Below are 23,255 nucleotides of genomic sequence, written 5' to 3' on the forward strand. Positions count from 1 at the left end.
AAGGCACTTATGAAGAACCTCTCCATCCGTTTGAAAGCGTACAAGCCGAACGGTGACACTCTGGGCCTGCTCCCCCAGCCGTCCTCGTTTTCCGCGAGTTTCCTGCACGATGACACGGGCGCGCTCCGATTGGAGTATTCCCGTAAGGCGTTGAATGGGTCGATTCTTGAACGCAAGCTCGAAACCGGTCTGGAAATCGCGGTCGAAGTGTCCGATGGCGGCAAATGGCTGGAACCGTTGAACGGTCGTTTCGTGCTCATCTCCCGCAGTCGTGACGCCTTGGACTCTTCGGATACGGTGACGTTCACCTGCCCCTCCTATGCATGGTTGTTGAACAAGGCGCTCATGCTCGACCTCGCTCATCTGGAGGGTGACGGGGACGATAAGGGCAAGCGTGTGTTCAAGAAGGCCTCTGCCGGTCTGGTCATGCGCACGTTCCTTGATGAGAACAAGACCCGTGGCGGTATCCCCGTCACCTGCGGTTTCGACACGGGCAGGGATTCGGCGGGCGCTGCGTGGAAGAGCGTCATGACGCTTGCCTACACGCCGGGCATCAGCAGTCTCACCGCGTTGGCGAATCTCGCCGGCAACAAGATTTGCGACTGGGCTTTCGACAAGCGGACATTGAAAATCTGGAACATGGACTCCACGGCATTATGCCGTGATCTGAGCCGCATCTCCGTCCAATTGGCGCATGACGTGCTCGAAGCCCCGGAAGAGGAAAGCATCGAGGCATTGGCCTCGCATATTCTCGTGCAGGGAGATAACAACAAGGCTTTCACGAGGGATAATCCCGCAGCGCCTTCCCCTTGGGGCAAGTGGGAGACGTATCTATCCCAGCAGGGAATCAGCGATGATGATACCGCCGCCCTCTATATGCAATCCACTCTGGATACTGCGGCACGTGTTCGAGGCCAGTATACGAGGGCCCTGCGTGTCAACGATGCTCCGAGTCTTCCTCTCATCGATTACCGTCCGGGTGACTGGATCACCGCGCCAACCGTCATGCATGGGGAGAAGGTGCGTGTCCAGCAGGTCACGTTGAGCTTGGAATCCAATCAGTTCAAAGCTTCGGTCGTGTTGAACGACAAGGTTTACGATGCGACCGTACGTCAGGCGAAACGAGTACAGGGCATCACCGGTGGCGCCATCAACGGCGGCACCGGTGGTGGCCTGCCCGCTCCGGAAAAAGACCATCGGACGCCGAAGGCCGTGACTGGTCTTGTGGTGCAGACGGACGCCTATATCTCCAGTCGTGGTACCGCGTTGGGTTTGGCTACCTTGCAGTGGGCTGCGGTCTCGCAGGCGACGGATAATACGGCCATCGATATCAGCTCGTATCGGGTCGAATACCGGAAGAATCTTGCGGGTGCGCCGTGGGTTTCCGGTGGCGTGACGGACGCGCAGCGGCTCACGTTGGGCATCGGCGGTCTGGAATGCGGGCAACGCTATGAGTTCCGCGTGCGCGCCGTGCCCACGTATTCCGACCGGTTGGGTGACTGGTCGAACGTGGTCGTGGCTTTGGTGGCGTCGGACGTGACGCCGCCGAGCATCCCGTCCAAGCCGATACTCACCTCGAAATTGGGTGTGGTGGACGTGCAGTGGGACGGCAGGAACAATGCCGGCGGCGGCATGGAGCTGGACTTCGACCACGTGGAGGTCGGCATTTCCGATTCGAACGGGAATTGGAAATACCGGGACAGCGTGGCGCGTGACGGCTACTGCCATGTGACCGGGCTTGAACTGAACAGCACATGGTGGTTCGCGCTCAGGAGCGTCGATCATTCCGGCAACAAGTCGGCGTGGAGCGCGGGTGCCAGCGTCAAGGTCGCCCCGGTGCTCACGCAGGAGGATCTGAACAAGAGCGCCGAACAGATTCTGGCGGCGGCGAAGAACGACGCGGCCCAGCAGGTCGCCGTGGTCGACAAAAAACTCACCGAGACCGGCGCGCGGATCGAGGCGAACAAGGAGGCGCAGGACAAGGCCGACGCGGCGATAAGGGCCGACGTGTCGAAGAACGCGCAGGCCATCACCGACAACAAGAACGCGCAGGCCTCAGTGGACAAGGCGCAGGACGCCGCCACCAAGAAGGTGTCGGACGACCTCGCGGCGGCGAACAAGACGATCAACGCGAACAAGGCCGCCACCGACAAGGCGCTGGCCGAGGCCGAGAAGAAGGCCCAGGACGCCTACGACAACGCGGTCAACGCGCAGAAGACCGCCGACGGCATGCACTCCATCTTCAAGGGGCCCGACGACCCGCGCAACGACAAGTCGAACACGGTGAGGGCCGGCGACTTCTGGTTCGTAACCCAGAAATACTGGACCCGTTGGCTCGGCGAGGCGAACAACAGCACCTCACTGCTGGCGGACTTCTACACGTATTGGGAGGGCGCGGCGAACGACAGTGCGAGCGTGCTCGTGCCGTTGAGCTCGCGCGTCACCGCCGTGAGACAGTTCGACGGCACGCAGTGGAACGAGTTCAACCTCGTCGCCAGCAACATCATCGCCACCGGCTCGATCACCGCGCAGCTTGTGGACGCGGAGTTCTTCCACGGCCGCACCATCGTCGGCGGCACGTACCGCACCGAGGGCGGCAACGTGACCATCACCGACTCGGGCATCATATTCAGCTACCGCAACCGGCACCTGCTGAGCTTCGCCAGCGATTCGAGCGGCAAATGGCAGCTGACCATGGACGCGCCGATCGTGTCGGACGCGAGCATGAGCGCGCCGACCATCACGGGCGGCACGATCACCAGCGCCGTCTACAGGACCGCGAACGGCAGGCTGACCATCAACGACGCGGGAATCGTTCTGAAGAACGCCTCCGGCACCAGCACGCTGGCGGCGGACTCGGCCACCGGCAGCGTGACCCTCGTCGGCACCGTGAAGGCCAGCCAGGTCACCGGTTCGACGATCACGACCACGAACGGGCGCATGCTGTGGAACGATGCCGGCCTCGTGCTGAAGGACGCCAACGGGAGCATAACCCTGTACGCGAGTTCGATGGACGGCAGCGTGACCATGAAGGGCTCGCTGACCAGCGGCAGCACGCTCTCCGGCGTGACCGTCACCGGCTCGATCATACAGACCACGGGCGCCGCGAACAGGGGCGTCAAGCTCACCAGCGGCGGACTCGTCGGCTACGATTCCTCGGGCAACGCGAAATTCGCGCTGGACACCAACGGCAACCTGAAGATGGACGGCGGCATACTCGCCAACGGCACCCTGACCGCGCCCACCGTCAACGCGGGAGTCATGACCAGCACCGTCATCAACGCGCCGGTCGTCCAGTCCAGCACTGCGGATAACACGGGTTGGAAGCTGCGGGGCAACGCGCTGGACATGTGGGACTCGAAGCGGAACCACACCGTGCATCTGGACGGCGAGGGCGCGAGCAACCTGCTGACCGGCACGTTCCAGACCGGCCTCACCGGCTGTCGAGTCGTAATATCACCGACGTTCCGACAGTCGACGATCAACAGCGATGAAAAGACCGAAGGCTCAGGCATCGAATTCAGGCACGGGCGCGACGGTCACGACGCCTACATCGCGTCGGAATCCCGGACCAACTATAAGGGCGAGGTCTCCGCCATCGTAATCAACGGAGGCCGGTTGAACGACACCGATCCGGGGTCGTTCATGCGTGTGGGCGAATACAAGGCTACGGACAACGCCACCAAAACCGGCGAAGTCTTCCTAGCCGCTTACCGTGATTATTCCAAAGGCAGCAAGAGCGGTAAAGCGCAACTGTTATTGCAGGCCGACCCGACGTCCAAATACCATACATCAGCCGAACTCTCAGCGAGGGACCCGAACGGCAGTGTCGGCGTGGAGGCGGACATCAACTCCGGGTATCTGTACCTCGGCGGGTTCCTCGGCCTGTTTGGCGCGGGGCGCGGAACGTTCAGGACGGCCTATTTTCGTAACGGGATAATGAGCGGCGAAGGGTGGCTGACGCAGACGTACACGTATGCCTCCCCGGCCAAATACGGCTTATACCATGCGCATGTCTCCGCCGACGCAATGGGGTCGGTCATGGTCGGTTCGAACAATGATTCGGCGAGCGGCTGCGGCCTGTGGGCGCGTGGCGTCGGCAACGGCGTCAACATCCCATACGGCACTCAGCTACTCGCCATCCTGGCCGAACAGTAGGAGGTGCCAATGGAAACGGAAATCAACGGCGACGTGTTGACCGTGACCGGTGACGACGGGACGGGTCATCTCATCCCGTTGGACGCGATCGCCTCGTGGGGCGAGCTCCTCGGCTGCGACACGGACATGGAAGCGGTCGCGGCGATCATACGGGTCCGGACGAACAGGTCAGACCCGGGCGTCATCGACCCGGCCACCGGACGCAACGCTTGGACCAGCGCCTACGAGCAGTTGGAGCATGACGCGCTCGTCGACCTGAATCAGGTGCGCGCCGCATCACTGCACCGCGCGTTCACGCCCACCGGGGCGCTGGCCGCCGACGGGCGTGCGGAGACCCGCCGGCTGTTGGGCTTGGATGCCACGACCATAGTGGACTCGTACGAGGCGGACGCGGCTCTCGCCGCCGCGCGGGCGTTGGACGAACCGAACGCCGGCGAGCCGGTGGAGCCGTCGATACGGTTGCCCGCCGGCGTGGACGCCACGAGCCTCGCCACCCTGCTCGCCGAACACGCGACGGAAATCGACCGGGCGCGAACCAGATTTCTGAACGACGTCACACCAACCATCACCGATAGGAGATAACCAATGACAGACACAACCGAAAGCCTCGTGCAGGCGGACATCAACGACGTGCTCGACAACATGAGCGCCCGTAACGCCACCCTGACCCGCGAACTCGCCATCAGCCAAGCACAGGCAACCGCACTGCAACGCAGGGTCAAGGAGCTCGAGGCCAAGCAGGCCGAAAACAAGTAATCAGCCAAACCATTTTCCCGAAAGCCACCCCACGGGGTGGCTTTTCTCATACCCGAAAACAGAAAGGGGCCGGAATGACGTATCTGCGCAACCTCACGTATCCGCGAATGATGCTCGGCAACCCCACCAACAGCACGGTCTCCATGATCGCCGGCAACCAGAAGGGCGTCACCATAACCGCCCAGGAAGGCCGACAGGACTGCTTCACCCAAATGTGGTTCAACACGCCACGGGACACGAGCCTCGTGTTCCAGACGGACATCTGGAACGTGGTCGGAGACCAGTCCACCGTGCGCAACGGCTACGTCCTCATCGCCGAGATAGACCCCTGGAATTCACTGTGCTCCGCCGCGTCTGCAGGCAGAACATCCCTCAAGTTCACGCCGACCAGAGACTTCATTATCCGGCTCGCCTGCCCCGATTCGGGCAGCGCCAACTTCACACAGCCCCTGCTCATGACGGAAGCCGACTGGAACCAGATGCGCGCACTCGGCGAAGGCTACTTCGACGGCGACCTCATGCCATTAACCAATGGGGGGTGTTCCTATGTTTTTGTCAACTCCTTGGGGAGTTGACGTGTCGGGATTCCGGTTGGCTGTCGTGGGCGCGCTTCGCCCTGCCGGTGGCGTCCGGCGTCCTTTCCCGTGTGGCCCGGTTCAGGCTACGAGGGCTGGTTCCTGGTAGAGGGTTCCGTTTTTGAGCATGCTGTAGATCACGTCGCAGCGCCGACGCGCGAGGCAGATGATGGCGGCGTTGTGGTGTTTGCCCTGTTCGCGTTTGCGCTTGTAATAGGCCACGGAGGGCGGGTGTTTGGTGGATGCGACGAACGCGGTCTGCCACAGCGCGTTCTTGAGGCGTTTGTTGCCCCGCCTGGAGGGCCGTTCGCCTTTGATGCTGGTGCCGGATTGGCCGGTGACGGGCGATATGCCCGCGTAGGCGGCCAGATGGGCGGACGATTTGAAGTTGGCGATGTCGCCGCCGATGCCGAGCAGGATGTTGCTTGCGGTCCTGACGCCTATCCCGGGCATCGACGCCGGGACCGTGAGAAGAGGGTGGTCCTCCAGGAGCTTCTCGACCTGGCGGCCGACCTCGCGCCGCCGGTCCCTGATCGTCTTGATGTCGCGGGCGATGGAGGGGATGATGGTCTCGGCCATGAGGGTGCCGGGCACGGTGACGGTCTGCTCGCCGATCGCCTTGAACATGTCGTCGATGATGCGGCCGGCGCGAAGCCCGTTGGACTTGGCCCAGTCCTTCACGTCCTCGATCCCGGCCCGTTTCACGCCCATGGGCCCGCCGTATCGTTCGAGCAGCGCGAGCGTCGCGTCGCGCGTGATTCTCTCGCCCTTGAGCGCGCGTTCGAACGCGGGGTGGGTCTGCAGCAGCAGGCTCCGCAGGCGGTTGACGTGGCGGGTGGATTCGTGGGCGAGGTCCTCGTCGTGGCCGGCGAGCAGCTTCAGGGCGGCGAGGGTCTCGTCATCCGGGCCCGCGTCCCTGAGCGTCTCGGGCAGCTTGAGCGCGGCCCACGCGATCACATGCGCGTCCCTGCGGTCGGTCTTCGCGTCCCCGGGCAGCAGCTGCGCGGTCCTGCGCATGGCCGTGCCGGGAAGGTAGGCAACCGCGATCCCCATGTTCCGCGCCACCGTCAGGGGCAGGGAGCCGATGGTGTTGGGCTGGTCCACGACCAGCAGCACACGGCCATGCTTGGAGAGCTTGCCCAGCATCGTGCGGATGGCCTTCTCGTCCTGTTTCAACGGCTTGTCGTACAGGGTGTTCCCGTCATGGTCGAGGGCGTGCGCGTGGTGCGCGCTCTTGCCCACGTCCAGGCCGACCCACACGTCGATGTCGTCCGGGGTCATCATCGTTCCTCCCGTCATGAAGGTTTTCCGGTCGCCGCGGGCTCGGAGGAGTCCGGACGCCCGCGCCGCACCCACATTACGACGAGACCTGCGCCATGCGCCCCTGAAGCGTCCGTGTAGCCGGCCTGGTTCCTATCAGCGGTCATCGGGCGTCCCCGTTCCCGGCGACAACACCCCCCGGATCATCGACGACAGGGCAGGAAAGTCATACCGGAACCGGCGACCCGGCCCCGACCATCGGGGCCTACCAAACATGGTAATGGGGTGTAACAATCCTCATCCCGTTCATGCCGCCCACCCTGATCATTGGGGGTTGGCCGCATGACGCTGATAACCAACCATTACCCCAACCCGTTGTTCAACTCGCGTGGGGCATTGCCCTCCCCGAGTGGCGGTTCCGGCACCATAACCTGCATCGACGCGCAGCGGCAACTGCGACTGCAGTCGACCGACGCTGGAGGCGTGCAGGCGGCACAGGCGTTGACCGGACTGCCGGCATCGACGCGCATGGTGTTCCAGTTCTCCTACTGGACGTCCGACAAGTCGCTGCGCAACGGATGCCTGTGCATCATCGGCCGCAACGCCTCCGGCTGGACGGAGCTGGCCCGTGGCGGCAACCCGCAGTCCAATGGCGTCCACGACACGGTGACGATCGAGTTCACCACCCCGCAGGATGCCAATGGAACCCAGATCGTGTTCGACAGTCCCCTGAAAACGGGCGCGGTGACGGTGTTCGACCGGCCCACGCTCATGACCAAAACCGACTGGGACTGGTGGCAGAGGAACAATCACGGCAGGCTGCTCTCCGGCGATCTCATGCCACTCAGCTGACCGCTCCCCGATTGGCGGTGGCGGCATGACCTACATCACCAACCTGTACACCGACCCCTCATGCCGCAGGAACTTAAGCACGTGGTCCAACGGCAGTGGCGTGAATGTCGAGCACATCGACGGGCACTTCCGCTACACGAATACTGGCAACAATAGCTGGTCGATAATCGACTGGTATAGCTGGCGTGAATTGATGAGACTGGGCCGTGTCGTGGTCATCGCCTACACGGCCACCAGCGGGCTGAGCGTGGCAGTGGAGAGCGGCATGACACTCGTCTCCGGCACGACCCCATCGGGTGCCGCATGGACGGCGGCGAAGATCAACAGGGACGGCAACCGCAGCATCTACTGCCGTGGCAGTGGCAGTTTGACGTTGGAGGCCATGGCCGTGTACGAGGGCGACGATTGGCCGACCGTCCAACAACTCCTCCCCCGGTTCCCGTGGTTCGACGGAGGCTCGATGCCCCTCCGGAACAATTAGCGAAAGGAAAGAAGGTCATGACCTAGATGACCGAGACGATACCCGTATGGGCAACGATCCTGGTCTCCGTGATCACCACGTGCGGCGGCACGGTCGCCGGATGGATACTGCGCCGCATCGACCAGGCGGGCAAACCGGACCCGGCCCTGTCGCAGAGACTCGATCAGGTGGACGCGAGCCTGACCCAGCTCGACCAGCGTCTCGACCCACTGCAGGATGGGGTGAAAACCATGCTCCTGTGCAAATTGGAGCAGATGCAGCGTGAGATGGTCGACGCTGGCGGTATCGCCGACAACGACCTCAAAACCCGCGCCGAAGGCGTCTACGCCACCTACCACGCGCTTGGTGGCAACGGGCACGGCACCCAAGTCAATCAGGACATACAGGACGCGCCGATAGCCCCGAGAAAACCACAGGCTTAGCCCCCGCCGACCCCGACGGGGGCTATTTCATGCCCACCCCACACATAGGAAGGAAAACGAATGGGCAGATTCAAAAACAGAAGCAAGCCGCTGCAGGCCCTCATCGCGGCACTGTTCGCCGTGCTGCTCGCGTGCACGCCGGCGATCGCGATGGCCGACATGGTCGGCATCGACGTGTCCGGCTGGCAGGGCTCGAACGTGACCTGCACCGCCAGCTACGACTTCGCCGTAGTCAAGGTGTCCCAGGGCGTAGGCTTCGAGAACTCCAGTTGGCGCACGCAGGCCAAGTGCGTGACAGACCGGGGCAAGAGCCTCGGCCTGTACCACTACGCCGGCGGCAACAACGCCGAGGCCGAGGCCGACTACTTCGTCGGCCGGGCGCGCGACTACATCGGCAGGGCCGTGCTCGTGCTCGACTGGGAGTCCTATCAGAACGCCCAGTGGGGCAATTCCGACTGGGTTCGCCGGTTCGTCCAGCGCGTGCACACGCTCACCGGCGTATGGCCGATGGTGTACGTGCAGGCCAGCGCGCTGGGCCAGATACCCGGCGACGTGCGCGCCAACTGCGGCCTGTGGGTCGCCCAGTACGCCAGCAACGCGCCCACCGGCTACCAGAGCCGACCGTGGAACTACGCGGTCTACGGCGAGGCCATGCGCCAGTACACCTCCAACGGCTGGATCAGCGGCTACAACGGGCCGCTCGACCTCAACTACTTCAGAGGCGACGCAAGCCAGTGGCAGGCCTACGCCAACCCCGCCGACGCAGCCAAGCCCGCAACCCCGCCGCAGACCGAGAAGCCGCCGACCCAGACCATCGACCTACAGGCACTCGCGACCGCCACCATCCGTGGCGACTACGGCAACGGCCAGCAGCGGCGCGACGCGCTCGGCGCGAACTACGACAAGGTCATGGCGATCGTCAACCAGCGCCTCGCCGGCACCGCGACCGTAGCGCCGCAGCAGGCCGCGCAGGCCAACACGACCCGCGTGGCCGTCCGCTCCGGCGACACCATGAGCGGCATCGCCTCGCGCACCGGCCTGTGGCCGCTGTCCAAGTGGAGCGTGCCCAGCGGCAACCTCAACCTGATCTACCCCGGTCAGGTCGTCACCTACAACGGCGGCGGCAGCGTCGCCACCGGCAGCAACGCCCCACCGTCCCGTACCGTGACCGTCCGCGCTGGCGACACGCTCGGCGGCATCGCGGCACGCCTCGGCATCGGCTACACGCAGCTCACCGGCTATCGCAGCGGCAACCCCAACGTGATCTACCCCGGCGAAGTGCTGCGCTACTGATAACCCGACCTACCTAGGAACCCTGCACCCGACACCGGGCGAGGTTCCTAGGTTCCAAATCACAGAATCGAGGACAATATGACCGACGAAAACACCGAACTGAAGACCGCCGGCACGGAGCCGACCGTGCCCGATTGGCTGCTGCCGAACCGAGCCTATGACGTGCTCAAATGGCTCGCGCTGATCGTGCTGCCGGCCATCGGCGTGCTCGTGCAGACCCTCGGCCCCGTATGGGGCTGGACGTGGGCCGATCAGGCCGCGACGACCATCAACGCCGTCGCCCTGGCCATCGGCGTCGTCATCGGCGCAAGCACCCTCAAGGCCAAGGCATCCAAAACCGAATAACCATAAAAACACCGCCCCTCCATCCGGCATAACGCTGGACGGAGGGGCGGTTTTCACGTTTTGGGAGTAGCTTTCCGAGGCTCATTTTTTGCCCACATTTTGCCCACATTTTTCGTAAAAACAGGTTAAAAACCGTTAAAACCGGTTAAAACGAAAAAAACCGCTCAGCCCTACTCCCGCAAGGCAAAGCGGCCATTTTCCAACCCACTCTCAGCTCAGCGCGTCCTTCAACAAACAGAAGAAGCACCATCCGCGCCAGCCGGGACATCCGAATCACAACCCGCACCCATCCAACAGCAACCATCAACCAACACCACTCGCCCAGCGCCAGACACTCCCGTCACCCCTCAGCCCACACCTCGACCGTCTCCCTCAGCCCCATCATGGGACGTGCCAAGCACCGACTCACCCTCAACTTTTCCTGACACTTTATGAGGGGAAGATGACGTTGATGTCATCTGAAACTTACATGGACATCTAAAAATAGGGCGTTTTTTGACGTTTTTCATTGATTGATGTAAGTTTTGGCGTGCCAAAACTTACATCAATCAAAATCCACGGCTTTTCTGATGACGGATAATGGCACTGGAGCTGTGTCTTCGATAAGGTCAATATCGAGCGTTTGATCGCCGCAGGATTCGGAGTCGCATACAACCCGGTACGCATGGCCGGCAAGTAGTCGCAGCGAATAAATACCACCGCCCCTCCCCCAGCAGTAACGCTGGACGGAGGGGCGGTTTTCGCGTATTTACGCTTTCATGGGCGGAAGATTGAAATACAATCGGGCGATTCGCTCAGCTTCGCGGTTCTCCCTCTCATTACCAAGCAACAGAAGCCAGATGGCATTCTTCCCCGCTAGAGGAATCGGAGCCTTTAGCTGCTTTATACAGCCCTGCTCTTGTAAAAACTTTGCACCACGGCTCAGTCGGTTTCGCGCTGTCCGCGTGCGGGCCATTGTTGTTTCTGCGGCAGTGTCTAAATCATGTTCCTTGGAGGCGATGACCATGCCCATACCCTCTATCATCTTGTCCCAACCCTCCCAATAACACCAGTAGGCACGGTCTTGATATACGACGGCGTCCACATCCTCTTTGTCGATTACCTTCGAGGCCATGTAGGTCATCATCGACAAAGCCAGTAGGTCTAGCGTCTGCTTGCCGTTTTCATCAGTCTTGGAGAATTTGCCTTGGCTTGCGAGAGCATATACGCGATCTACATTGCGGTAGCCCATCTGTTCCGTCATCTTTCCTCCACGCCCTCGACTAAACTTGGGAGTGGAACTCTTGCTAGGGTTTCGTTTTTCAACCCTGTGGAGTCTTCACCTCCATAGGGTTTTTTATTCACACTCACATGATAACAGATAGTCACACCATAATGGGAATAGTGAGTCACAGTCAACGCTGATTATTGCTCACACCGACATGTGAACATACATAAATAGATACAAAAAGGCTTACATGAATATTTATACAAAAACCGATTTTTGATTTTTCGAGCGAATCACCGTCGATTCCGCCACGCCGAAACCGTTCCGCAGCCCAACCCGAAGATTTGTTGGAGAATGTTGGAGAATGACATTCCTAGACGCCGGAAATCTTACCCGAGATACGATGAGACCCCTTGCAAACATTGTCGTTCGTAAGGGGTCTCAATGCCTAATCAGCGGGCTTTTCAGCACACCTTCCACATCCAGTTGTGCGGGTCTTCCACCTCGCCGAGCTGGATGCCGAGCAACTCGTTGCGCAGGGCGACGGTCAGCTCGCCGGAGCCACCGTCGGCGACGGTGACATCGAACTTCTCGGACTTGAAGCGACCGATCGGGGTAATGATGGCGGCGGTACCGCAAGCGAACACCTCAGTGACCTCGCCGGACTTAATGTCCTCGAGCAGCTGGTCGAGGGCGATCATGGTCTCGACCACGTCGTGGCCCTTGTCCTGAAGCAGCTGAATCAGGGAGCGACGGGTCACGCCCGGCAAAATGTTGCCGGTCAGGGACGGGGTCTCCACGTGGCCATCCTTGTGCACGGCCATCATGTTCATGCCGCCAAGCTCTTCAAGGTAGGTCTTGGTGGCGGCGTCCACAAAGCAGACCTGCTCGCAGCCGTTCTCGATACCCTTATACTCACCGAGCAGGGAGGCAGCGTAGTTGCCACCGCACTTGGCGAAACCAGTGCCGCCGGGGCCGGTGCGGAACCACTTGTCTTCAACCCAGATGCTCACCGGCTTGACGCCGCCCGGGAAGTACGGGCCGGACGGAGAGGCGATCACGCAGTAGTCGACTTCCTGCGGAGCGCGCACGCCGAGGAACGGCTCGGAGGCGAACATGAACGGACGCATGTACAGTGTGTACTCACGGCGTGACGGCACCCAGTTGGCGTCGCGCTTGACCAGCGCGGCCACGGAGCCGAGGAAGTCGTCAACCGGCAGCTCGGGCAGGTATAGACGCTTGGCGGAATTCTGGAAACGCTCGGCGTTCGCATCCGGGCGGAACAGCCAGGTGGAGCCGTCAGCGTGACGATAAGCCTTCAGACCCTCGAAACACTCCTGTGCATAGTGCAGCACAGAGGCACCCGGGTCCATCTTGAGCGGCGCGTACGGCTCGACGCGGCGGTCGGACCAGCCTTCGCCTTTGGTCCAAGTCATGTGAGTCATGTTGTCAGAGAACACCTGGCCGAAAGCCGGCTTGTCGATGAGGGACTGACGCTTCTCATCGGATGCGGGGTTGTCGTTCGGCAGTACGGTGAACGGTTCGGTGAGCTGGTCGAGCGCTGCCGGATCGTGGTGCGTATTTTCAGTCATTACTAGCTACTTCTTCTTGACTTTGGCAGCCCGAAAGCCACCATATGGGGTGTGTGCTGTGCGCTTGTGGCGCGAGCTCTGTTGCATACTTTTGCACACCCATGTGTTACTCGTGTGGCAGAGTTCACATGGTGAAAAAACGAAGAAGCCCGCACCGTTCTCAACGGCTGCGGGCTTCCACGTTTCAGTTATGTTCTGAATTGTTCGCTATCGAAGCGACCGACTCACTTGGCGTCGGCAGCCGGAGCAGCGGCGGCGTCAGCCGGGGCGGCAGCAGCTTCCGGAGCGGTGGTGGACTCGGTGGCATCCTCCGGCACCTCGACGGTGACGACGGACTCTTCCGGATCCTCGATGTCCAGCTCGACGCCCTCAGGCAGGACGACATCCTTGGCGAACACCTTGGTGCCGTCGGTCAGGCCTTCGACGCTGACCACGATCTTCTCGGGCAGGTTGGTGACGTCGGCGCGGACCTTGAGCTCCTGAATGTCGACGAACGCCACGGCAGCACCCTTCGGGGTGCCTTCCACAAACACCGGCACCTCGACGTCGATCTTCTCGCCGGCCTTGACCTCGAGGAAGTCGATGTGCTCGATGATGCGCTTGACCGGGTTCTTCTGCACGTCCTTGACGACGGCCATCTTGGTGTTGCCGTCGAAGGCGATGGTGAACAGGGCGTTGGTGTGACGCAGGGCCAGGGTGGTCTCGCGCATCGGCAAGGTAACGAAGGCGGGCTCTTCGCCGCCGGCGTAGATGGTGGCCGGAATCTTGTTGGCAACGCGCAGACGACGAGCAACGCCCTTGCCGAACTCGGAACGGGCCTCGCCCTCAAGCTTAATGGTGGTAGCCATAATGGATACTCCTTGTAGTTTCGTTTCGTACTGTCTCGCTCAGACGCCACGACGCGCCGAAAGACACCCTACAAAGAGTGAAATACGCCGAGTCGATAACGGAAGCTGTGTCATGTGTCAGCACGCACACTTCCCTCGCCAAAGCAACAATTGTCAATTATACGCCAACTCCGGACTTTGCGTGGTGATGTTTCGATGACGCTGCATCCCGGCCGTCCCAGCCACGTCAACGCACGGTTTCCGCGAAATAATCCCTAGCTTTGTGAAGAACGTACGCTTACCCGTTCTCATCATACGGTTTTCACGAAATCGTCCGCCATTTCGTGAAAACCGTACGCTCAGCGACACTCAGTGTACGGTCTTTCACGAAGTTGGGGATGATTTCGAAAAATAACGTACGATGGTGAGTACCGTATCGGGAGGTTGATATGACTCGTTCGGACGACGTCATCAATGAGGATGACCATGACGTCATCGCCGCACACACTCGCGTTGTCAGGGGTATGGCTGCGGCACTTGCCGCGATAGCCGCCACCGGAGCCGGCGTCACAGCCGCGGCCGCCAACGTCATGTTCACGTTCGCGCTGGACACCAAGGCCAAACGTTCGATGTTCAACATGCCGCACGAGGAGACGCCGAAAGGCATCGAATTCGACATGTCCGAGCAGCTTGAGGCCACCCGGTGGTTCGAGGAGGCCAAGCAATCGGTCACGCTGCGCAGCCATGATGGATTGAAACTCCACGGCTGGCTGTTGGACCCGGATTGTTCCGACCCACAGCCGCATCTATACGCGATCTGCTGCCATGGCTATACCGGAGAGCCCGCGGAAATGGCCAAATGGGCGCATCGCTATGCGCAACTCGGTTTTACGGTCCTGCTACCCGCGCAGCGCGCCCATGAGTTGAGCGAAGGGCGTTACGTGGGTATGGGATTGCTGGAAAGCGACGATCTGTTGGGCTGGGTTTCGCTGATCACCGCAGCTGATCCGGATGCACGCATTCTGTTGCATGGCAATTCGATGGGCGCCGCCACGGTGATGATGGCGGCCGGCGATGCGCGACTCCCCCGCAACGTCGTCGCCGCGATTTCCGATTGCGGATACAGTTCCGTGGTCTCACAGTTTACGGATAATGCCGAGGCGATGTTCCATTTGCCGCACTCGTTGGCCGTGCTGCTGGTCAAAGTGGCCAGTCATGTGTCTAGACGCAAAGCTGGATACCGGTTTGAGGACGCCTCCTGTGTGAAGGCATTACGGCACGCGACTATTCCGATGATGTTCATTCATGGCGGAGCGGATACTTTTGTCAATCCGAAGTATCTGGACATCAATTACAACGCCTGCGCCAGCATCGACCGCGAGAAGCTGCTGATTCCCGGCGCCGACCACACGATGAGCGCCAGCACCGATCCGGACCGCTATTGGCGTCGCGTTAACAGCTTTGTTAAGCGGGTGTTTGGACTGTAGTAGATATAGAGCTTGGCTCCCCTCACAGAGGGGAGCCAAGAATGGTTACGCGAGCAGTTCCTTGACGGCGGCGATGACGGCCTGCAGGCTCTTCTTTGCATCGCCGAACAGCATCTGGGTGTTGTTCTCGAAGTAGAGCTCGTTCTGGATGCCGGCATAGCCCATACCACGGCCACGCTTCATGACCACGACGTTCTGGGACTTGTCGACGTCGAGAATCGGCATGCCGGAGACCGGGGTGCCGGGGCGACGAGCGGCCGGGTTGGTCACGTCGTTGGCGCCGACGACCAGAGCCACGTTGGCCTGTGGGAACTGCGGGTTGATCTCATCGAGATCCACGAGTTCCTCGTAGGGTACGTTGGCCTCGGCCAGCAGCACGTTCATGTGACCAGGCATACGGCCTGCGACCGGGTGAATGGCGTAGGAGACTTCCACGCCGTGGCCCTTGAGCAGTTCGCCGAGGTCAGCGAGCTCGCGCTGGGCCTGAGCCTGAGCCAGACCGAAGCCGGGCACGAAGATGACCTTCTGCGCGTAGACGAGCTGAACGGCCAGATCGTCCGGCGTGGTCTCCTTCATGGTGCCTTCCAGACCGTCGCCAGCAGCGGCGGCGTCAGCACCACCGCCGAAGCCACCGGCCAAGACGGAGAGCAGCGGACGGTTCATGGCCTGAGCCATGAGGATGGACAGGGTCACACCTGCGGAACCGACGAGTGCGCCGGCCACGATCAGGGCAACGTTGTCAATCGCCAGACCGGACATAGCCACAGCCGTACCGGTGCAGGCGTTGAGCACAGAGATGACGACGGGCATATCGGCGCCGCCGATTGGAATCACGAAGACCAAGCCGTAGCACAGGGCGAACACGGTGGTCAGAATCGACCACAGCAGACGCTGTTCGGGCTGGACGCACAGCATGACCAGCGAGGCGACAGACAGCACGGCGAACAGAATGTTCCATACGCCCTTGCCCGGCAGGTTCAGCTTCTTGACCCACTTGATGCCCTGTAGCTTGCCGGCAGCGATGAGCGAGCCGGTGAAGGTCACAGAACCGATGAGAATACCGAGACCAGCGGTGATGAGCACCACGATGTCCGGGGTGCCTTCCTTGGTCAGGATGTCGTTCAGGGCCACGAGTGCGGCGGCGCCACCACCCACGGTATTGAACACGGAGACCAGCTGCGGCATATCGGTCATCTTCACCTTCTTGGCGGAGACGACACCGGCCACGGCACCGATCAGGATGCCGACGACCAGCACCACCACGGCGACAATGTTCACGAAGCCCTTGGCGAAGAGCACGATGAACGCCATGAGCACGGCCACGACCATGCCGAACGCAGAGATCTGGTTACCTTTGCGGGCGGTCTTCGGCGAATTCATGAAATGCAGACCGACCACAAACAGGACGGCAGAGAACAGGTAGGCGAACCAAGCGACGATGTCGATGGCGCCAACGGTTGCGGAGGTCATTACTTCGACTCCCCCTTCTTCTCGTTCTTGCTGGACTTGAACATCTCAAGCATGCGGTCGGTGACCACGTAGCCACCAACGACGTTCATGGTGCCCAGCACAGCGGCCAAGAAGATGAACACGTAGGCCAGCGGGCTATTGGCTTCGGCTGCCACGATCACAACGCCGACGATGACGATGCCGTGGATGGAGTTCGCGCCGGACATAAGCGGCGTGTGCAGGGTGGCGGGCACCTTGCCGATGACCTCGATGCCGATGAGCAGCGCGAGGACGAACAGGGTAATGGAAACGACGAGAGTAGGCACGGTATTCCTTCTTCCTTACTTCTCGGACTTCTCGGCATCGGCAGCAGCTGCCGGGGCGGCGGCGCGGCCGGCAACCACCAGCGCGTCGTCAAGTTCTTCGGCGAGATCCTGGCCGAGCTTGCCGTCACGCACGAAGTGCACGAGGATGTCGGCCACATTGCGCGAAAGCAGATTGGACGCAGTGGTGGCGACGCCGGAGGCCAGATAAGGGGCACCGATCAGCTTGACGCCGCCCTCGGTGACCTGCTCGCCGACGGCGGAGCCCTCGACGTTGCCGCCGAGGTCGGATGCTGCGCAGTCCACGATCACGGCACCACGCTTGAGACCCTTGACACCGGCTGCGGTGAGCAGCACCGGAGGCTTGCGGCCCGGGACCTTGGCGGTGGTGATGATGATGTCAAAGCCGGCGGCCTTCTCGTCGACGGCAGCCTGCTGCTGAGCCTGCTCCTCGGCGGTCAGCGCACGGGCGTAACCGCCCTCACCCTGGCCCTTGGAGAAGTCAAGTCCCAGATCAAGGAACTTCGCGCCGAGGGACTCGACCTCGCCCTGGGAGGCGGGACGCACGTCGTACGCGGTGACGACCGCGCCTAGACGCTTCAGCGTACCAATGGCCTGCAGGCCGGCGATGCCGGCACCGAGCACCAGCGCCTTAGCCGGGCGAATCGTGCCGGCGGCGGTGGTCATCATCGGCAGGAAGGAACCGTAAGCATCGGCGGCGGTGATGGCTGCCTTGTAGCCCATCACGGAGTTCTGAGAGGTCATCTCATCCATGGACTGGGCGCTGGAAAGCTTACGGGGCAGCTTTTCGATGGCGATGCCCACCAGACCGGCCTTCTCGAGCGCGGCCATGTAATCGGCATCGGTGAAGGAACCGAGCATGCCAATGACCCACTGGCCGGCCCTGAGCTTGGCCACGGTCTCGGCGGACGGTCGGTCCACAAAACCGAGCGCGTCGGCTTCGGCGAGCACCTCGTCACGGCTGGTCACCTTCGCACCGGCCTTTTCGTAATCCTCATCGGTGTAGTCGGCAGCAATGCCGGCACCTGCTTCAATCAGTGAAGAGACACCGCTCCTCTTCAGCCGGGTGACGATATCCGGCGTCAGCGCGACGCGGGATTCCGTTTCGGACGTTTCGTTCAAAACGCCGAACACCACGGTGGCTTCTGGGTTTTGCGCCATGAGAGCCCTTTCTTGTTCTACTTCAAAATGGACATGGTTATCCGCATAGAAAGTGTAGTCGGAAGGTAAAGGCCATGACTTGAGATTCCGCCAATCGAAACAGAAACGAACCCGAAATTAGTGAGAAATACGAATGTGTCCATGCGCATTGCGGATGAATTGCTCGGAAGTCGTCCAACAATCACCCGGCATCGATTAGCAACCAACCGCTCAGTAATTATCGACAATCACCGTTTCGTAGCTCACGGTTACTCAACAATATCGGGACCTGTGCAATATTTTGCCACGCACTCCCCTAACCCGCCAGAATCCTACGGTTGCGTAAGGTGACGAGTTCGGTTTGGGCGATTACAATTTGAACTTTGAGAAGCGTTCGCCTCATGGCTGGACGACACTGAAAGGTTTACAGGAGCAAGACTTGTCGGTTATCAATTCCTTCACGCAGCACACGATCGATCTCACCCGCAAGGCGCTCAGGTTGGGATCCGACTTCGTCCACCCGGTCCACGATGACACCCCGGACGAGCCCGATTACCTGTCCAACGCCGACGTGCCGGTCGAGACCAACATCGCTTTGCCTCACAGCGACGATTGGGACGACGGCCACCTGACCGTCACCGACATCGACCCCGCCACCGGCCTGCTCACCACCTCCACCGAAGGCAATCCGCCGCTGGACGAAGGTACGTCCATCTACGACCTGTATGCGGACCGCGCCGAACGTATGGGCGATGAGCCGCTGTACACCTACAAGTCCGGCAACGATTGGGTGACCGTCACCGCCAACGAGTTCCTGGCTGACGTGCGTGCCGTGGCCAAGGGCCTGATTCATTACGGCCTGAAGAAGGGCGATGCCGTGGCATTCATGTGCCGAACTTCCTACGACTGGGACCTGACCGACGCGGCGATCATGGCGTGCGGCGGCGTGCTCGCCACCATCTACGACACCGATTCCGCCGAGCAGATTCGCAATATCGTCAACAACTCCGATGCCCGACTGCTGATCGTGCAGGACACGGACATGCGTAAGAAGGCGGATGGGTCCGTCGAAGAGTGCCCGTCCCTGGAGCACATCATCACCATCGAGACCGGTGGCTTGGACGAAATCAAGGCCTACGGCACCACGGTCTCGGACGAGGAGCTGGACGAGCGCATCGATTCGGTCAAGAAGACCGACCTGTGCTCCATCGTGTACACCTCCGGTTCCACGGCCGCGCCGAAAGGCGTGGAGATGACCCACGAGCACTACTGCCAAACCGCGCTGAATCTGCCGGCCTACATGCCCGATCTGCTGCACGACAAGAGGAACACCATCCTGCTGTTCCTGCCGCAGGCCCATTCCTTCGCCCGCGCCATCAACTACATCGTCGTCTCCTCGAACGTCCGCATCTACATCGCCACCGGCATCAAGACGCTGATCAGCGATCTGCAGGTGGCCAAGCCCACTCTCATGATCGTGGTGCCGCGCGTGCTGGAGAAGGTGTACAACGCCGCGTCCCAGAAGGCCGGCCACGGCCCCAAGGGCGTGGTGTTCGCCTCCGCCGTGGTGGCTGCGCAGAACTATATGAAGGAAGTCTCCGCCAATGGCAAGGCAGGTGCACTGACCCGCACTCGCCGCGCTGCCTTCGATCCGATTGTCTACTCTTCGCTGCGCGAAGTGCTCGGCGGTCGTGCCAAGTGGATTGTGGCCGGCGGTGCCCCGCTTGACCCGGAACTGCTGGCTTTCTTCCGTGGCGCGGGTGTGCCTGTATACGAGGGCTATGGTCTGACCGAAACCACCGCGCCGTGCGCGTTCAACCCGCTGGGTACGCCGTTCCACGCTGGTTCCGTGGGCATCGCATTCCCCGGATTCTCCCTGCGCATCGCCGAGGACGGCGAAATTCAGGTCAAGGGTCGTGCCGTGTTCCCGCGCTATCACAAGAACGACGAGGCCACTGAGCTGTCGTTCACCGAAGATGGCTGGTATGCCACCGGCGATCTGGGCCGCATCGACAACGACGGGTTCCTGTACATCACCGGGCGCAAGAAGGATCTGATCATCACCGCCGGCGGCAAGAACGTCTCCCCCGGCCCGATCGAGGAGGTCATCCAGCGTTGCGAGATCGTCTCCCAGGCGTTGGTGCTGGGCGACAAACGCCCGTTCATCTCCGCCCTGGTGACGTTGGACGAGAAGTCGTTGCGCCCGTGGCTCGCCGCCAAGGGGCTTGACGAGAACATGTCCCTCGAGGACGCGGCAAGGAACGCCGCCGTGCGCGCCGAAGTGCAGCAGTGGGTCGATCGGGCCAACGAGGGCGTCTCCCGCGCCGAATCCGTACGCAAGTTCATCATCCTGCCCGAGGAGTTCACCCAGGAGAACGGTCTGATGACCGCTTCCATGAAGGTGATTCGCCCCAAGGTCATCAAGCGCTACTCCACCCTCCTCAACACCCAGATGTACACCAAGCGGAAGTAAACCGTATAGCAAAAGCTCCCTCTGACGAGGGAGCTTTTTCGTCTATACGCCCTAGAAGCCTAGGCGCTCCAGCTGCTTGGGGTCGGACTGCCAGCCTTTGGCTACCTTGACGTGGAGGTCGAGCTTGGCTTTTTGGCCGACAATGCGGTTGACCGGGGTGCGCAGCTTCTTCTTGACGTAGGTGAGGTTCGAGGCGCCCTTGCCGATGATGATCGGCTTCTGGGAGTCACGCTCCACGTAAATGGACACGTTGACCTGCGCCTTGCCGTCATAGCCCTGACCGGTCTCGTTGTCTTCCGGATAGTCGATGGAATCGACCACCACGGCCAGCGAATGCGGCAGCTCGTCGTCCAGGGTCTCAAGGAACGCACCGCGCACGAGTTCGGCGATGGTGTCTTCCGGACGCTCCTCGCTGATCTGATCGTCCGGGTACATCTGCGGGCCCTCGGGCGTGTGCTCAATGAGCACGTTCTTCACTTCAGCCAGATTGTCGTGCTTCAGGGCGCTCACCGGCACGATGTCCGAGAAATCGGCGAAATCGTTGATTTCGATGAGCTTGTTGATGAGTTGCTGACGGCCAAGCTCGTCGATCTTGGTGACGATGGCAATCAGCGGGATGCGCCACTTGAACGTACCGTCCTCACGCTTGGTGGCGAAGTCGGTACGCAGTCGGGAAAGAATACGCTTGTCGCCGGGGCCGATTTCCTGGTCGGCGGGCAGCAGGAAGGCCACCACGTCCACATCGGCCAAGGATTCGTCGACCACGTCGTTCAGACGCTGGCCAAGCAACGTACGCGGGCGGTGGATACCGGGCGTGTCCACGAGCACGAGCTGCGCGTGGTCGGCGGTCAGGATGCCGCGAATCGCCTTACGGGTGGTTTCCGGGCGAGAGGATGCGATGGCGATCTGCTTGCCGATCAACGTGTTGATCAACGTGGATTTGCCGACGTTCGGGCGGCCCACCACGGCCACGAATCCGGAGCGATACGGCACGTCCTGCTTGGTCACATTCTCCGTTTCACCGGTCGCGTCGACTTCGGCAACGCCGGCAACATCGGAAGCATCGGTGACGTCAATGTCATCGACGTCGTTCGTGCTGTTGTTCTGGTCGGTCATATCACTCCTTGCTGGCGGTATCATCGCCTTCGACGGGCTCGCCGTCAGTTTCCTCATGGGTCCTGCTATTTTCCTCGCCGCCCTCGACGTGCGCCGGTTCGACGACGATGGTGGACACCTTCTTGCGGCGTCCGGCGGAGTCCACGGCGGTCAGTCGCAGACCGCGTGTCACGGCCGAAGCACCGACAATCGGCACGCGGCCCAGAATCTTGGTCAGCAGGCCGTACACGGTATCGACATCGTCCTCATCAATGTCGATCTCGAAGATCTCCTCCAGATCGGCAATCGGCGTACGGGCGGGCATCTTCCACTTGTTGTCGCCGATTTTCTCCGGCTCGGTACGCTGGGTGCGGTCGTGCTCGTCTTCCAGCTCGCCGACGATCTGTTCGATGGCATCCTCGATAGTCACCATGCCGGCGATGCCGCCATACTCATCGACCACCACGGCCACATGTTGGCGGGAACGCTGCATCTCATGGAACAGGTCGTCCACCGGCTTGGATTCGGGAACAAGCAGCGGCTGCCGGACGATGGATTCGACCGTGCGCTCCATGGCCGCCGGGTTGAAGGCGGTGGCGCGCACGGCGTCCTTCAAATAGGCCACGCCGATCAGGTCATCCACATCCTCACCGATCACCGGCACGCGGGAGAAACCGGAGCGGGAGAACAGTTTCAGCGCGGAAGACAGTGTGGAGTCGCGCTCCATGCAGATCATATCGGTGCGCGGCACCATGATCTCGCGAGTCAACGTATCAGACAGGGTGAGCACGTTGCGCAACATTTCGGAGACTTCCGGATCGAAGTCGTTGGACTCCACCAGTCGGTCGATGGCGGCCTTGCCCTGCTCGAGCTGAATCTTCTCAAGCTCCTCGTCATCGGACAGATCGGAGTCCTTGGAGCGGCGGCCCGGCCCCTTGGAACCGGACTTGTCGCCACCGATGCGTGCGAACGGCGTGAGCTTGGTGGCCAACGACACGATGCGCGAGTTGGAAATCATGATGTCGACCGGCTTGGTCATGCCGGCGGTGCGCGGGCGGACCAGTACGGAGACCACGGCTACGATAATCGCGAACAGGAATCCAGCGAGCAGTTCAACCCACAGTTCCGCACCCCACAGGGATGCGATGGAAGACACCAGTACGCCGTCGAGCACATTGCAGGCGATGCGGAAGAACGCACAGCTGCCGGCGGTGGCGTAACGGTCGGCGATGAGCCGTTGCACGCGATGAATCTTGTCGATCTTCTTCATCTTGAGGAACTGGCTTGCTTCGGAGTCGGTCTGCACCTCGAGGATGAGATTGTTGAGGCTGGCTCGCGTTACGCGGGCCACGGCACCTTCAGCGGCGGCCATGGTCAGCGAAAGCCAGACGAACAGGGCCGCCACAAGTACGAGAATGACGGTGACGGCGATCAGCGTGGTACTGGAATACTCCATAATGATTTTTCGGTGTCCTTGAATGTCCTTGAACGGTAGAGAA

At 61.3% G+C, this 23,255-nt stretch carries 20 protein-coding genes; 11 read left to right on the forward strand and 9 right to left on the reverse strand.

Going from position 1 to position 23,255, the window contains the following annotated elements; translation table 11 throughout:
- Positions 1–9 precede the first annotated feature (9 nt).
- The 4 genes from BLIJ_RS08115 (at position 10) to BLIJ_RS08125 (ending at position 5,489) form a co-directional block, all read left to right on the forward strand.
- On the forward strand, positions 10–4,158 hold the full coding sequence (locus BLIJ_RS08115) for a hypothetical protein (protein WP_012577880.1): 4,149 nt from the start codon (positions 10–12) through the stop codon (positions 4,156–4,158).
- A 9-nt stretch (positions 4,159–4,167) separates the two neighbouring features.
- A complete protein-coding gene (locus tag BLIJ_RS08120; protein ID WP_012577881.1) occupies positions 4,168–4,740 on the forward strand; it encodes a hypothetical protein in 573 nt (190 codons plus the stop codon).
- 3 nt (positions 4,741–4,743) lie between these two features.
- Positions 4,744–4,914, forward strand: a complete 171-nt coding sequence (locus BLIJ_RS14795; RefSeq protein WP_012577882.1) for a hypothetical protein — start codon at positions 4,744–4,746, stop codon at positions 4,912–4,914.
- Positions 4,915–4,988: 74 nt separating this feature from the next.
- Positions 4,989–5,489 (forward strand): hypothetical protein, encoded by a 501-nt coding sequence (locus tag BLIJ_RS08125; protein ID WP_014484973.1) that lies wholly within the window; start codon positions 4,989–4,991, stop codon positions 5,487–5,489.
- An 81-nt stretch (positions 5,490–5,570) separates the two neighbouring features.
- Here BLIJ_RS08125 and BLIJ_RS08130 read toward each other — a convergent pair whose 3' ends face one another.
- Entirely contained in the window at positions 5,571–6,773 is a 1,203-nt protein-coding gene (locus BLIJ_RS08130) for an IS110 family RNA-guided transposase (protein ID WP_012577884.1), read from the reverse strand.
- 318 nt (positions 6,774–7,091) lie between these two features.
- On the opposite strand from BLIJ_RS08130, the gene BLIJ_RS08135 reads away from it, so the two are divergent.
- The 5 genes from BLIJ_RS08135 (at position 7,092) to BLIJ_RS08155 (ending at position 10,142) form a co-directional block, all read left to right on the forward strand.
- Positions 7,092–7,601, forward strand: coding sequence for a hypothetical protein (locus BLIJ_RS08135; protein ID WP_012577885.1), 510 nt, complete (start codon positions 7,092–7,094; stop codon positions 7,599–7,601).
- A 25-nt stretch (positions 7,602–7,626) separates the two neighbouring features.
- Positions 7,627–8,082, forward strand: a complete 456-nt coding sequence (locus BLIJ_RS08140; RefSeq protein ID WP_012577886.1) for a hypothetical protein — start codon at positions 7,627–7,629, stop codon at positions 8,080–8,082.
- 26 nt (positions 8,083–8,108) lie between these two features.
- Complete coding sequence (locus BLIJ_RS08145) at positions 8,109–8,504, forward strand: hypothetical protein (protein WP_012577887.1); 396 nt, start codon at positions 8,109–8,111, stop codon at positions 8,502–8,504.
- 60 nt (positions 8,505–8,564) lie between these two features.
- Positions 8,565–9,797, forward strand: coding sequence for a GH25 family lysozyme (locus BLIJ_RS08150; RefSeq protein WP_012577888.1), 1,233 nt, complete (start codon positions 8,565–8,567; stop codon positions 9,795–9,797).
- Between the two features lie 78 nt (positions 9,798–9,875).
- Positions 9,876–10,142, forward strand: a complete 267-nt coding sequence (locus tag BLIJ_RS08155) for a phage holin (RefSeq protein WP_012577889.1) — start codon at positions 9,876–9,878, stop codon at positions 10,140–10,142.
- A gap of 748 nt (positions 10,143–10,890) precedes the next feature.
- Here the strand turns inward: BLIJ_RS08155 and BLIJ_RS08160 are convergent.
- The 3 genes from BLIJ_RS08160 to BLIJ_RS08170 form a co-directional block, all read right to left on the reverse strand.
- Positions 10,891–11,385 carry a hypothetical protein gene (locus BLIJ_RS08160; RefSeq protein ID WP_012577890.1) on the reverse strand — a complete coding sequence of 165 codons (495 nt, stop codon included), beginning with the start codon at positions 11,383–11,385 and terminating at the stop codon, positions 10,891–10,893.
- A gap of 428 nt (positions 11,386–11,813) precedes the next feature.
- Positions 11,814–12,941, reverse strand: a complete 1,128-nt coding sequence (locus BLIJ_RS08165; RefSeq protein WP_012577891.1) for a branched-chain amino acid aminotransferase — start codon at positions 12,939–12,941, stop codon at positions 11,814–11,816.
- A 224-nt stretch (positions 12,942–13,165) separates the two neighbouring features.
- A complete protein-coding gene (locus tag BLIJ_RS08170; RefSeq protein ID WP_012577892.1) occupies positions 13,166–13,789 on the reverse strand; it encodes a 50S ribosomal protein L25/general stress protein Ctc in 624 nt (207 codons plus the stop codon).
- A gap of 428 nt (positions 13,790–14,217) precedes the next feature.
- Between BLIJ_RS08170 and BLIJ_RS08175 the strand changes: the two genes are divergently transcribed.
- Positions 14,218–15,255 carry an alpha/beta hydrolase gene (locus tag BLIJ_RS08175; protein WP_012577893.1) on the forward strand — a complete coding sequence of 346 codons (1,038 nt, stop codon included), beginning with the start codon at positions 14,218–14,220 and terminating at the stop codon, positions 15,253–15,255.
- A gap of 45 nt (positions 15,256–15,300) precedes the next feature.
- Here BLIJ_RS08175 and BLIJ_RS08180 read toward each other — a convergent pair whose 3' ends face one another.
- Genes BLIJ_RS08180 through BLIJ_RS08190 form a run of 3 tightly spaced genes read right to left on the reverse strand, consistent with a single transcriptional unit; the run spans position 15,301 to position 18,209 of the window.
- On the reverse strand, positions 15,301–16,725 hold the full coding sequence (locus tag BLIJ_RS08180; RefSeq protein ID WP_012577894.1) for an NAD(P)(+) transhydrogenase (Re/Si-specific) subunit beta: 1,425 nt from the start codon (positions 16,723–16,725) through the stop codon (positions 15,301–15,303).
- On the reverse strand, positions 16,725–17,030 hold the full coding sequence (locus tag BLIJ_RS08185) for an NAD(P) transhydrogenase subunit alpha part 2 (RefSeq protein ID WP_007053366.1): 306 nt from the start codon (positions 17,028–17,030) through the stop codon (positions 16,725–16,727). The genes BLIJ_RS08180 and BLIJ_RS08185 overlap by 1 nt, the downstream gene beginning before the upstream one ends.
- 15 nt (positions 17,031–17,045) lie before the next feature.
- A complete protein-coding gene (locus tag BLIJ_RS08190; RefSeq protein ID WP_012577895.1) occupies positions 17,046–18,209 on the reverse strand; it encodes an NAD(P) transhydrogenase subunit alpha in 1,164 nt (387 codons plus the stop codon).
- A 418-nt stretch (positions 18,210–18,627) separates the two neighbouring features.
- On the opposite strand from BLIJ_RS08190, the gene BLIJ_RS08195 reads away from it, so the two are divergent.
- Positions 18,628–20,661 carry an AMP-dependent synthetase/ligase gene (locus BLIJ_RS08195; protein ID WP_012577896.1) on the forward strand — a complete coding sequence of 678 codons (2,034 nt, stop codon included), beginning with the start codon at positions 18,628–18,630 and terminating at the stop codon, positions 20,659–20,661.
- Between the two features lie 51 nt (positions 20,662–20,712).
- Here the strand turns inward: BLIJ_RS08195 and era are convergent, their stop codons facing one another.
- Positions 20,713–21,777, reverse strand: a complete 1,065-nt coding sequence (gene era / locus BLIJ_RS08200) for a GTPase Era (RefSeq protein ID WP_012577897.1) — start codon at positions 21,775–21,777, stop codon at positions 20,713–20,715.
- Position 21,778: 1 nt separating this feature from the next.
- Complete coding sequence (locus tag BLIJ_RS08205; protein ID WP_012577898.1) at positions 21,779–23,212, reverse strand: hemolysin family protein; 1,434 nt, start codon at positions 23,210–23,212, stop codon at positions 21,779–21,781.
- Positions 23,213–23,255: the final 43 nt, after the last annotated feature.

This window comes from Bifidobacterium longum subsp. infantis ATCC 15697 = JCM 1222 = DSM 20088 (assembly GCF_000269965.1).
In the GTDB taxonomy this organism is placed as follows: domain Bacteria; phylum Actinomycetota; class Actinomycetes; order Actinomycetales; family Bifidobacteriaceae; genus Bifidobacterium; species Bifidobacterium infantis.

Excerpts from the sequence above, each read along its gene's own strand:
- BLIJ_RS08205 (WP_012577898.1), bottom strand. The coding sequence starts at position 23,212 with ATGGAGTATTCCAGTACCACGCTGATCGCCGTCACCGTCATTCTCGTA.
- BLIJ_RS08120 (WP_012577881.1), top strand. The coding sequence starts at position 4,168 with ATGGAAACGGAAATCAACGGCGACGTGTTGACCGTGACCGGTGACGAC.
- BLIJ_RS08140 (WP_012577886.1), top strand. The coding sequence starts at position 7,627 with ATGACCTACATCACCAACCTGTACACCGACCCCTCATGCCGCAGGAAC.
- BLIJ_RS08135 (WP_012577885.1), top strand. The coding sequence starts at position 7,092 with ATGACGCTGATAACCAACCATTACCCCAACCCGTTGTTCAACTCGCGT.
- BLIJ_RS08170 (WP_012577892.1), bottom strand. The coding sequence starts at position 13,789 with ATGGCTACCACCATTAAGCTTGAGGGCGAGGCCCGTTCCGAGTTCGGC.
- BLIJ_RS08190 (WP_012577895.1), bottom strand. The coding sequence starts at position 18,209 with ATGGCGCAAAACCCAGAAGCCACCGTGGTGTTCGGCGTTTTGAACGAA.
- BLIJ_RS08165 (WP_012577891.1), bottom strand. The coding sequence starts at position 12,941 with ATGACTGAAAATACGCACCACGATCCGGCAGCGCTCGACCAGCTCACC.
- BLIJ_RS08125 (WP_014484973.1), top strand. The coding sequence starts at position 4,989 with ATGACGTATCTGCGCAACCTCACGTATCCGCGAATGATGCTCGGCAAC.
- BLIJ_RS08145 (WP_012577887.1), top strand. The coding sequence starts at position 8,109 with ATGACCGAGACGATACCCGTATGGGCAACGATCCTGGTCTCCGTGATC.
- BLIJ_RS08115 (WP_012577880.1), top strand. The coding sequence starts at position 10 with ATGAAGAACCTCTCCATCCGTTTGAAAGCGTACAAGCCGAACGGTGAC.
- BLIJ_RS14795 (WP_012577882.1), top strand. The coding sequence starts at position 4,744 with ATGACAGACACAACCGAAAGCCTCGTGCAGGCGGACATCAACGACGTG.
- era (WP_012577897.1), bottom strand. The coding sequence starts at position 21,777 with ATGACCGACCAGAACAACAGCACGAACGACGTCGATGACATTGACGTC.
- BLIJ_RS08130 (WP_012577884.1), bottom strand. The coding sequence starts at position 6,773 with ATGATGACCCCGGACGACATCGACGTGTGGGTCGGCCTGGACGTGGGC.
- BLIJ_RS08155 (WP_012577889.1), top strand. The coding sequence starts at position 9,876 with ATGACCGACGAAAACACCGAACTGAAGACCGCCGGCACGGAGCCGACC.
- BLIJ_RS08175 (WP_012577893.1), top strand. The coding sequence starts at position 14,218 with ATGACTCGTTCGGACGACGTCATCAATGAGGATGACCATGACGTCATC.
- BLIJ_RS08180 (WP_012577894.1), bottom strand. The coding sequence starts at position 16,725 with ATGACCTCCGCAACCGTTGGCGCCATCGACATCGTCGCTTGGTTCGCC.
- BLIJ_RS08150 (WP_012577888.1), top strand. The coding sequence starts at position 8,565 with ATGGGCAGATTCAAAAACAGAAGCAAGCCGCTGCAGGCCCTCATCGCG.
- BLIJ_RS08160 (WP_012577890.1), bottom strand. The coding sequence starts at position 11,385 with ATGACGGAACAGATGGGCTACCGCAATGTAGATCGCGTATATGCTCTC.